The following is an 11,091-nucleotide window of genomic DNA, read 5'->3' on the forward strand; positions in this document are numbered from 1 at the left end:
CGAGACTACCCGCGCACCTGCAGCCCAAGCGACGTGACGAGCACCGCCGCCTGTTCCGGGGACACGATCGCGCCGGTCAGCGACGCACGGGTCAGGTCAAGGGACGACAGGTCGCTTCCCCGCAGCTCGGCGCGGGTGAGGTCGATGTCCTGCAGCTCCGCACTCGACAAGTCCACGTCGGTGAACACTGCTCCCGAGCACTTCGCTTTGGCGAGGTCCGCTTCCCGCATCCGGACGCCTTGGAACGTGACTCCACGCAGGTCGGCACCGTTCAGACCGACGAAGGACCAGTCTCCGCCCATCACGCGCAACGGCCGCAAGCCGCAGTCCTGGAATCGGCTGCCGACCAGCTTGCATCCGGTGAACTCGGCATCGAACAGATTGCACCCTTTGAATGAGCAACCTGTGAACGCGGAGTCAGTGTGCCGGGAGGCGTTGAACTGGACATTTCCGAACACGCAGTCCAAGAAGGCCACACCGCGCGTGACCGCCTCGGTGAGGTCGACCTGGTGGAACTCACAACGCACGAACCGACCAGCGGTGAACTCCTCCGCGTACCAGTCTTCCCGCCGGTAGACGCGGTCCTCGACCGTCTCGACGCCAGCTGGCTCTTGGTCGTGTTCAGACATTCGCCAAGCCTAGTTCGCTGCCGTGTCAGCCGGGTACGGGCGCGGCGGCATACGTATCGTCGCCGCACGATTCCGGCCGGTGGTGGCCAGAATCACCGGGATCGCGGCACCTGCCGTGCTGCCTGTGCTCGGCTGGCTTGCGTGGTCGACCTCTTTCCCTCCGTTACGCGGCTCATCCCACAGCGAGCAGCGGTCTCTTCAGGACAGCCATACGATGGCTTGATGAGCGAAGGCCGATGGTTCGATGCCTGGGTGCCCTGGCCCGAACTGTCGGGCCTGGCCGCAGCGGGCCGGGCGCTGCTGCCCGCAGTGCCCGCGACCCCTGCCGCGCTCGTCCGAACCGTCACCGAGCAATTGGTGGGCCGTCGCCTCACGACCACGGTGCAAGGCCACGAGGTCGGCCTCACCCTCACCGAACTCGACTACCCGGCGGACTCGCTACGTCTGGCCACCGGCCGGGTGGGAGACGTCCGCATTGTCGCCGAAGATGTCGACTGGCCCGTTCCGGTCAGTTCGGCGGCCCCCGTTCAGCACGGCGCTGGCCGCATGGCCGGCACTGCCCGCTCATCTCGAACTGGAGCGGCCGCAGCAGCGTCGCACGCGCATGGCGAAACGAAGGACCCGACCACCGCGGACGCATTCGGCACGCCTGCCGCGACGGGCACTCGGCCTCCCGCCGACGAAACGAGCGAGACGGACGGCCTGCCGGACGCGGTTGGTCTTGCGCCTGGTCGCACCGCACGGTTCGCCGACGACCGAACTGACGTACGCCTGCCCGGTCCACAAGAGAACAGGGCATCGTCGGATTCTGGTCAGGCGCAACGTGATCGCCGAATCGCGGAAGCCACACCAGGTGCGGCAGCAGGGAAATCCATTTCGGGGCCTGACGCAGCACACGCGGGAACGTACGGATCTGAACAACCGACTTCTCGACGTGGCTCCGGACGGGCGTCCACCAGTCGCGAAGCCGATCCGGCAACTCGGCCAGCTGACGGATCGCCTGCACAGCCAGATGTCGGCCGTATTCCGCTGCGGCGCGTAACCGTGCTCGCCAAGGACGTACGGCTTCGCGGATTGCCTTCGCCAGCGGTGATTCCCGGATCTGTCGAGCTGGAGATAGAAGTGAGCGGGACCGTGGTGCGGGATCGGGTTGCCGCGGCACGTCCGGACCTGGTCGCGACGCCGCATGCGGAAGGCTTTCGGGTGCGCTGGCGGAAGCGTCCGCGCTGGGGTTTCCTGACACTCGTCGCAGACATCGAAGACGAAGCGATAGTGCTGACCCCGACCGCGCTCCGCCTCGGACGGTGGGCGAGGCGTCCGCCGAAGCGGATCCGGCCGATCGTGCTTCCTCTCCCGGATCTGCCGAAAGGGTTGCGCCTGACCGGAATCCGGCCGGACGAAGGCAAGCTCGCGCTGACGATCGCAGCCGACGAATGGCCTGGCCGACTTGCCCGGATTCCGTTGCCGGACCTGCTGACCTGGCTGACCACTGCGGCAATGACACTGACACTTCCCGGATTCGGATCACGGTCCCTCCCCTGAACCGGCGGCGGCGCCCACCGGGCCCCCTCTGGACCCGAGCAACGGACGCGACGCTGCCGTATTCCAGAGTGCTCGAACATCCGTTCGGAATCATCACTCGATCGGGGATAGATCGAAAACCGTTGGCGCACAAGGGAAACGCGAAAACAGCCCGAAATCCTGTCGGTGCGGTCGGCTAACCTCGGAATCGAGCCGTCAGTTCGCTCCGAGGGGATGCCACCGATGACAACCACCGCAGCACTACTCCGAAGAACCCGAAGATCCCGGTACCGCGCTGGGACTTCGCAGACAACCGCGCGTTCAGAGCGACGCTTGCTCCTCCACCGGGAGGCAGACCTCGAACCGGGTGTCCCCCGGTTCCGACGTCACTTTGATGTCGCCCGAATGCCGTTCCACGACGATCCGCCACGAGATGTCCAGCCCGAGACCGGTGCCTTCGCCCACGCCCTTCGTGGTGAAAAACGGCTCGAAGATGCGCTGGCGAACCTCTTCCGGGATCCCCGGACCGGTGTCGCCGATCTCGACGCGCACCTGTTTTCCGACCTGCCAGGTGCGCAGGGTCAGCGTTCCCTGGCCGCCCATGGCGCCGACGGCGTTGTCGATGATGTTGGTCCACACCTGGTTCAGCTCGGCGGCGTAGGCGGGAACCCGGTCGATCGAGCAGTCGTACTCCTTGACCACGCGGATTCCCTCGCCGAGCTTGCCCGACATCATCACGAGCGTGGAGTCGAGTCCTTCATGGACATCGATGAACTGGTGCGGCGCTCGGTCCATTTGCGAGTACTGCTTCGCCGCGCCGACGAGCGTGGAAACCCGGCTGGTCGAGTCTTCGATCTCGCCCATCAGCATTTCGGTTTCGAGCGCGTACGCGAGCCAGCGGATCGCACCGTCGAGCAGTCCTTCGCCCACCGACTCGAGGACGTGGTCGAGATTCTCCGGCGTGAGCCCAGCCGCGACGAAGATGCTGGCGAGGTCCCAGCCCTGGTCGATGCCGTGTTCGTCGAACCAGTCGCCGATCTCGTCCTCGCGGTCGGCCTGCTGCATCGCGGAGAGCTTCGGCGCGTCGCCGACCTGCTTCACCAAGCGTTCCTGCACGTCGAGCAGCAATTCGAGCAGGTTCGGGTCAATGTCTTTCTTCGCCAGGATCGCCAGCTTGTGCCGCATGCCGGCGACTCGCTCCCGCAATGCGGCAGTCGCCCGTACCGCGGCCGCGGCCGGGTTGTTGAGTTCGTGCATGAGCCCCGCGGACAGCTCGCCGAGCGCGACGAGCCTACGACGCGACGACACCAGCGCGTCGGTGTTGCGCCAGCCGAGATACATCCCCTCCAGCAGGTGCGCCGCCATCGGGAACCACTGGCGGAATTCGACGGCGAATTCCGCGGCGGGAAGCGTGAGGAAAGTCAGGTCGCTGACGGCGTAGATCGTCGCACCGTAGGTGGCTTCGCTGTCCTGGTAAGCCAGGAACTGCGTTGCGCCGCAATAGGAACCGCGCTGGTCGGACCGCTTCATCTCGACCTCGGCACCGGCCACCACGCGGGTCATCCGCAGCGCGCCGTTGAGCAGGACGTAGAAGCACGTGGCCGGGTCGCCCTCGCGGATCACCACGGAGTCCGCTTTGAACTCCTCTCGCACCGCGTTCTGCTCGATCCAGTCGAGCTGCGCGTCGGAGAGATGTTCAAACAAGAACAGGCCGCGGAGTTCCTCGCGCGGCAAAGCGGGCTGAGTCACTGTTCCTCCAAGTAGCGGTGGACCAGGGTCACGGCCATGGCACCTTCGCCGACGGCGGACGCCACGCGTTTCACCGACTGCGAGCGCACGTCTCCGGCCACGAACACGCCGGGCACTGACGACTCCAGGTAATGCGGATCGCGGTCCAGGGTCCAGCCCGGCGGCCTGCGTCCGTCTTCCACGAGGTCTGGGCCGGTCCGGACGAATCCGTGCGCGTCCCGCAGAACGCTTTCCCCCAGCCACTCCGTGCGAGGAGCGGCTCCGATGAAGATGAAGAGGTGTTCCGTGTCCAGTTTCTCGGTCACGCCGTCTTTGCAGACCGTGATGGCTTCGAGGTGATCGTCCCCGTGAGCTTTGACCACCGTGGTGTGCGTGCGGACGTGGATGTTCTCGATGGCAGCGATCTGCTCGATGAGGTAGTGCGACATCGACGATTCCAGCGACGCGCCGCGCACCAGCAGCGTGACGTCGGTGGCGTGCTGCGCGAAGAACACCGCTGCCTGCCCCGCGGAGTTCGCGCCGCCGACGATGTACACGTGGTCGTTCGAGCACTCAGGTGCTTCCGTCGCGGCGGAGCCGTAGAAGACGCCCCGTCCGGTCAGCTCGGCGATTCCCTCGGCCTCCAGCGCGCGGTAATTGACGCCGCTGGAAAGGATCACGGAGTGCGCCGCAATCTCGGATCCGTCGCCGAAGATCACGACGCGGCTCGACCCGCGCGCTTCCAGCCCCACGACGTCGCGCGCCGTGAGCACCTCGGCGCCAAACTTCTGCGCCTGGCGACGGGCCCGGTCCGTGAGCTGCGCGCCGGACACTCCGTCCGGGAAGCCCAGGTAGTTCTCGATCCGGGAGCTGGTTCCGGCCTGGCCGCCAGTGGCCTTGCGCTCGACCAGCACGGTCCGCAACCCCTCGGAAGCGCCGTACACCGCGGCACCGAGTCCGGCCGGGCCGCCGCCGATCACCACCAGGTCGTAGAAGTCCTGCGCGGGCTGCGTCGAAAGGCCCACCGCATCGGCGATCTCGCTGCCCGATGGCTGTTTCAGCACCGTGCCGTCCGGCGTCACGACGACCGGGATGTCGGTCTCGCACGCGCCGGCGGCCTGGAGGATGCGGCCGGCTTCCTCGTCGTCGACCGAGTACCAGCGGTACGGGACGGCGTTGCGAGCGAGGAAGTCGCGCATCCGGAACGACGGAGCCGAGTACCGGTGCCCGATCAGCTTCGTCTCTTCCACCGGACGGTCGCCGACCGCGAGCCAGGTCTCGACGAGGGAGTCGATGACCGGGTACAGCTTCTCCTCGGGCGGGTCCCAGGGCTTGAGCAGATAGTGGTCGACGTCGACCACGTTGATCGCCTGGATCGCGGCGTCGGTGTCGGCGTAGGCCGTCAGCAGCGCGCGACGGGCGTTGGGGAAGAGGTCCATCGCCTTCTCCAGGAAGACGATGCCGTCCATGTGCGGCATGCGGTAGTCGGCGAGGATCGCCGCGACGGCGTCGCCGCGCAGCTTGATCTCGCGGAGCGCGTCGAGGGCGTCGGCCCCCGAGTCGGCACGGATGACGCGGTAGTCCTTGCCGTAGCGGCGACGCAGGTCGCGCGCCACCGACCGCGAAACGGCGGGGTCGTCGTCGACGGTCATCAGGATCGGCTGGCTCACACGGCACAGCCTACGGTGTCCCGTCCGCTGCCGTGGCAAGCAACGGAACCAGGGACCGGTGCCCGTCGCGGCCGCCACCGCGGCGGGCACCGGTTGTCCAGGTGGCGGCTACGGATAGCGCACCAAGTTCACCGGTTTCGTTCCCGCCGGGGTGGTCGCGCCGCTCTCGTTGATCACGTGCGTGATCGATCCCTGGTGGTTGAGCGAAACCGTCACCAGGTCGTGGAACCGCACATCGGGGGCGGTTGGGGCGGCGAAGGCGTGCGAGCAGGCCACCGACGGGTTCGCGTTGAAGAAGCAGTAGCTTCCCAAGCCCCAGGCTTCGTGGCTGGTCACGTCCGGGGCGACCTGGTAGGCGGCGTAGCCCGCGCTCTCGCCGTTCATCCAGGCCGCCTGGTCGGGAACGTCATAGGGCATCTCGTTCTGGAAGAAGTAGGTGCGGCCGCCGTTTCCGTTCCAGGTCACCTGCGTCTTCTGGAAGTGCTCGACGAACAACCCGTAGACGGTCACGTTCTTGCCGTTCACCACGAGACCGGTGTCGGCGGTGTTGGAGCTCCAGCCGACATCACTGTCCTCGGCTCCGTGGTCGGCCCGCCAAAGCCACAGGTGGTCGCCGAGCACGTCGTTGCTGTTGATGACGAGGCTGGTGCGCGCTTTGCCGGCGGCGGCGCCTCCGATACGGAAGAACACGTCGTGCAGCGAGGTCGGGTTGGCCGAATGGTCCGTGTCCGATCCCGGATCCCCGACCTGCATGAGCACCGCCGACGAGGTCGTCCCGGCGTCGATCAGCAGGCCGGCGATCTTCACCCCGTCCACGTCTTCGACAACCACCGCGGTGATCCCGCCGTCCGGCACCAGGGTCGCGATGCCGAGGCCGAGGACAACGGTGTCCGCGCGGGTGACGCGGAGCGGCTGATCAAGGTGATACACGCCGGGGGTGATCAGCAGGTTCTTTCCCGCCGTCAGCGCCGCGTTCATCTCGGCTGCGGTGGTGCCGGGCTTCGCGATGCAGAACTGGTCGATCGGCAACGAAGTACCGGGCGCGCTGTCGTGTTCCCAGGTGACCCCGGAGGTGTTGTGTCGCAGTGCGGGCACGAACACTCGGTAGTGCCCGGACTCGTCGACCTGGAGGCACGGCTTCTCGCGGACGACCGGGGTGTGGTCGATCGTCGTGTACGGCGGATCCGGGAAGGTGCCCGCGGGAGCGCCGTCTACCCCGACGAACACCATGTTCCAGGTGGACCCGGTCCAGCCGCCGAATCGCGAATCCCGCGAGATCCATTGCTGTTGCGAGCCGGAACGAACCTGCCCGTCGATCTTCGTGTCCGAGATCCAGCCGCCGCTAGACCAGCCACCGCCGTGATCGAGGCGCAGGTCGCCGCGGACGTGCATGCGCCGGTATGGGCTCGCCTGCGAAACCGCCCACTGATCCGCGCCCCCGACGGGGTTCACTGACAGGTTTTCCGCGCCGCGCCAGAAGTTCTGGGTCGCGTTGTTCGGGGGGAACCAGTCCGCCTCTACGTGGACGGCGCCGTTGATTGTCACGGCGTCAGGGGTGCTGCCCAATCCGAGGATTTGGGTGTAGAAGCCGACGTTGACGTCGTTGGAGTACGTGCCCGGCTTGAACAGGACCGCGTAGCGCTGACTGCCGAACTGGTTCTTCTCCTGCTCCGCGAAGATCGTGTCCAGCGTGCGCTGGATGCTCGCGCTCGGCATCGACGGATCGAATACGACGACGTTCGGCCCCAGGTCCACTTGTCCCGGCGGCGGAGAAGTAGTGCCACCCACGGAGGTCAGTGTGAACGACCGGTCGGCCGGGCCATGACGGCCGTGCCGCTGCGGCTTCTCGCGGTCCGCAGTCAGTCCAGCCGGGCACGGTTCATGGTCTCGGCCGGGGTCAAGATCGACAACCGCAGCAGTCGGATGCGCTGGCCATTGCGGGTTGGGCTGGCTGGACGGCTGGCGCGGCGGGACTGTGTCGCAGGGGACCTTCGAGGCGTTCCGGTCGTTCGGTAGCGGAAGCCGGAAGGACCTGGTGGTCCTCTCTGTATCGCCCTCATGGGTGAGGTGAAAGTGCCAATCGTGCGCGTTTGTTCCGGCGGCGGTGTACGGGTGGGCCAGCGAGCCGGGCGTAGCTAGCGGAAGTGCGGCGCCTCGCTGGGCGTTCACCGCCGGGGCTTGGCTGGGCCGTGCTGGGGTGTTCGTCTCGAAGGACTGACGGAGCAGCACTCTGCTGCTGCACGTGGGGAGGCGGCTGGCCGAGATCAGAGGCGGCAGGGCTAGGGCAGCCACTCTCCGTGATTCGGGACTCATCGCACCTCCTCGCCGAGACCGGACCATCAGGCGACCCGGCCGGGGGTTGCGGTCCGCTGCGTGGCAGGGGGTGGCTCGACGTCGCGACTGCGGAGGAATGTAACCGCGGACACACCCGGACTCAACGCAAACCTGAAGAAAAGTCAGGAAGGGCAGTCGACCTGCACTAATACGCTCGGAGCCGGTCACTTCACTAGGCGTCTGGCCAGCTTGACGCCGCCTTCGAGCGCGCCTGCGGCGCATAACCGACCCCCTGCCGCGAGGCTGAAAGGCGGGGTGTACTGTATGTCCATACGAGATGCGGAGTTCACCTCTGCTTCGGGGCTATGGCGCAGCTGGTAGCGCACCTCACTGGCAGTGAGGGGGTCAGGGGTTCGAGTCCCCTTAGCTCCACAAGTTGCATATGAACCCTTCGGCCACATCAGGTTGGCCGGAGGGTTTTTGCATTCGCGTCCTTAGCTGAGGTGACCGGTCTAGGTCGCCTGGGGTGGATGTTGGGGGTCCGCAGCCTGCCTTGAAAGCCCGGCGGACGAGTCGGCATGGTTCGCGGGCGGCGGTGGCAACTGGCGGGATGTTGTCGCGCTCGGGTGGCTTGGCCGGTTGCTGGCTTGGCGGCGCGTCAGTGTCCAGCGCGGTGAGTTCGCGCGACTGCGTCGGTTCGAAGTATTCGGCGGGGGCGCGTGGGTATGTCGCTCTAGCCAAGCAAATCCGCGGGGTGGGTTTGCCGCTTGACGGCTGTTGCTTGTCGCGGTGGCGGCTCGAGCTCACGACGGCTAGGACACGCGATAGGGCCGCGTCCGGAGGCGAACTGGTTGTGGACTCGGCGAATAGGGGCAACCGGCTGTCGCGGTGGCGGTGTCGGATCGGCGGGAGTGCAGAGCGCGCAGCGTGGCGGGATGCCTCGGGCTAAGTGTTGGGCGTGGGGCAGTCCGTTGGCCCGGGTTCGGAGGCGCCAGCCGTTGGCCGTCGAGGGAGGGCTTCGGTGGGGAACGTGTTCCCGGGTTTGTTGATTTGCGCCGCTTGGCATCCAATGCGGGGAACTGTCCGGGTCGTGGCATGGTGCCGGACATCGTTGGCTGGGCGGGAAAGACAGAGCGCGACTACCTGGGCTGGCCGAGATGTCTTGCACGGGGCGATGCTGTTTGTCGACGGGACGGAGGCGCAGTCGCCCAGTGTGGGAGTAGTGGCGAGACGGTGATTCACGCGGGGATCCAGCCTGGGGGGTCGCCTTCGGCGGGTGGCGCTGGAGGGTTACGCGGCGGGGCGAGGTAAGGATGATCGCTGCGTTGAGCTGTCTCGAAAACCTTCGGTCTTGGTCGTCTGGGTGCCGGGACCGGCAGAGCGGCATGAGGAAGCGAGAAGGTCGAAGCAGCGGTTGGCGGCCGACACCTAAGCACAGGGCCGAGACGGGGCGGATCGGGTGTGCTTCAGAGAGGAGGCCGTGGGCGGGAGTCAGACGCGGCGCGACGAGGGCTGCCCTGGCGAAAGTACGGAAGTTCGCAAAATTCCCCTGTTACCACCCGGCCGACCCAGGAGCGGCGGATTGCACACTGGCGCAATTGCGGCATTCCGTCCCAGCAGCCGAGAGGGCGAGCCGCGGTGTCGAATGTCGCGGGCGACTCTGGGGAACAACGGAAACACCCTGCGTCGCCAGCCCGCTAATAAATAACCATTCGCCGACTCCGCGACAACGGGCAAAAATAATGCCCGGAACTGCAAATAGAACTCACCCCATGCCGAAAAATGCGGCTCCGCCCCGGCCGCGATAATTGATTCAACACCGTACCGGCGAGTACGACAAGGTATTCGCCGGTGAACGGGGCGCTGGTGGAGGTACCACCACTGTCCTGACTGGTGCCAGCACCACCATCGGGAGGTCGGGGGCCAGAAATGGGGAACGGCCTTCCTATTGCTAGCGGGAAACTGTCGCGCATGACGCCAACTCATTACCCCAATCGGAGGTAGACCGACTTTTCAACGTCTGACATGCTCGGCTCGGCCGACAGCTCGGTGCGTGGGGTCACTTGAGACGGGCTATTTTTCCTCAGGGGTAGATATGGAAATTGAGCTATTGGGATCGGTGACGCTCAGGCAAGCCGGCCGCGGGCATGGAGTCGCGTCGCGGAAGGTGCGGACTGTGCTCGCGTTGCTGGCCTTGTCGCCGGGGGTTCCGTTGTCCCTGGACACTCTCGCGGACGAGCTGTGGGCGGACAAACCGGTCGCGAACGTGCGCAACGCTTTGCAGGCCAATATCGCCCGGTTGCGGAAGCTCGTGTTCAACGTGACCGGCGAGCGCGAGGTGGTTCGCACGGTCAGCAGCGGTTACCTGATGACCGTGCCCGCCGAGGCCGTTGACGCGCATCGGTTTTCTGCGTTGGCTCAGCGTGGCGCCGCGCTGCTCGGGCCGGATCCGCGTGGGGCGATCACGGTCTTCGAGCAAGCGTTGCGGCTCTGGCGCGGGCCGGCGTTACTCGACGTGGCCGACTGCACTCGCTGCCGGATGGCGGCCGAGCAGCTCAACGAGCATCGGCTCACCGTGCAGGAGGACCTGATCTCCGCGCGTCTGCAAGTCGGGGAACACCACGGGCTTTCGCACGACCTGAAGCAGCTCGTCGCGGAGAACCCGGCTCGGGAGCGGCTCAGCGAGTACCTGATGATCTCGCTTTACCGCGACGGCAGGCAGGGCGAGGCGGTGTCCGTTTTCCACAGCACCCGGAAGTGGCTGAGCGCCGAACTCGGGCTGGAGCCCGGGCCGGGGCTGCGCCGGTTGTACCAGTCCATCCTGATGCAGGACCAGGTTCTCGACTGAACCGTCGTTTTGGCTTCCACGGCGTCAGCATGGCAGCCCTCGATGACCGCCTGCTGACACCGCGCCGACGGGGCCTTCGCGTCAGGGCGCTGTCAGAAGCGCGTCACCGGTCGTCGCTAGTTTTCGGGCCGATCACCGGAAAAGGTCCCTGACGATCGGAAGTGCCCCATGACGACAGCCGTCTCCGAACGGATGCAGCAGATCCGCGAGATCGTCTGCACGCACCTCGAGCTCGACAACGCGGAGCTCACCGAAACCAGCGATTTCGCCGACGACCACGAGGCGGATTCGCTGTCGCTGATGGACGTGCTGGCCGCGCTGGAGAAGAAGTTCGGCGTCACCATCGACCAAGGCCAGTTCGCCCGGATGACCAACCTGCGCGCGGTGTACGAGGTCGTCTCGGAATCCGCGAGCTGGTAGA

Annotated in this window: 7 protein-coding genes and 1 tRNA gene; 4 read left to right on the plus strand and 4 right to left on the minus strand. The window is 66.4% G+C overall.

What is annotated here, in order from left to right; translation table 11 throughout:
- Positions 1 to 5: 5 nt before the first annotated feature.
- Complete coding sequence (locus F9C12_RS16175; RefSeq protein WP_409466426.1) at positions 6 to 629, minus strand: pentapeptide repeat-containing protein; 624 nt, start codon at positions 627 to 629, stop codon at positions 6 to 8.
- Positions 630 to 851: 222 nt separating this feature from the next.
- On the opposite strand from F9C12_RS16175, the gene F9C12_RS16180 reads away from it, so the two are divergent.
- Positions 852 to 2,171, plus strand: a complete 1,320-nt coding sequence (locus F9C12_RS16180) for a hypothetical protein (RefSeq protein WP_409466427.1) — start codon at positions 852 to 854, stop codon at positions 2,169 to 2,171.
- Positions 2,172 to 2,471: 300 nt separating this feature from the next.
- Here F9C12_RS16180 and F9C12_RS16185 read toward each other — a convergent pair whose 3' ends face one another.
- From F9C12_RS16185 to F9C12_RS16195, 3 genes are all read right to left on the minus strand, one after another.
- Positions 2,472 to 3,899 (minus strand): ATP-binding protein, encoded by a 1,428-nt coding sequence (locus tag F9C12_RS16185; RefSeq protein ID WP_409182795.1) that lies wholly within the window; start codon positions 3,897 to 3,899, stop codon positions 2,472 to 2,474.
- On the minus strand, positions 3,896 to 5,548 hold the full coding sequence (locus F9C12_RS16190; protein ID WP_409466428.1) for an FAD-dependent oxidoreductase: 1,653 nt from the start codon (positions 5,546 to 5,548) through the stop codon (positions 3,896 to 3,898). The genes F9C12_RS16185 and F9C12_RS16190 overlap by 4 nt, the downstream gene beginning before the upstream one ends.
- A 108-nt stretch (positions 5,549 to 5,656) precedes the next feature.
- Positions 5,657 to 7,264 carry a coagulation factor 5/8 type domain-containing protein gene (locus F9C12_RS16195; RefSeq protein ID WP_409467019.1) on the minus strand — a complete coding sequence of 536 codons (1,608 nt, stop codon included), beginning with the start codon at positions 7,262 to 7,264 and terminating at the stop codon, positions 5,657 to 5,659.
- Positions 7,265 to 8,181: 917 nt separating this feature from the next.
- Between F9C12_RS16195 and F9C12_RS16200 the strand changes: the two genes are divergently transcribed.
- The 3 genes from F9C12_RS16200 (at position 8,182) to F9C12_RS16210 (ending at position 11,090) form a co-directional block, all read left to right on the plus strand.
- Positions 8,182 to 8,254 (plus strand) — tRNA-Ala (locus tag F9C12_RS16200).
- Between the two features lie 1,735 nt (positions 8,255 to 9,989).
- Positions 9,990 to 10,670, plus strand: coding sequence for a BTAD domain-containing putative transcriptional regulator (locus F9C12_RS16205; protein WP_409182797.1), 681 nt, complete (start codon positions 9,990 to 9,992; stop codon positions 10,668 to 10,670).
- 168 nt (positions 10,671 to 10,838) lie between these two features.
- Positions 10,839 to 11,090, plus strand: coding sequence for an acyl carrier protein (locus F9C12_RS16210; RefSeq protein WP_409466429.1), 252 nt, complete (start codon positions 10,839 to 10,841; stop codon positions 11,088 to 11,090).
- Position 11,091 lies beyond the last annotated feature (1 nt).

Source organism: Amycolatopsis sp. GA6-003 (genome assembly GCF_046267895.1).
Taxonomy (GTDB): Bacteria; Actinomycetota; Actinomycetes; order Mycobacteriales; family Pseudonocardiaceae; genus Amycolatopsis.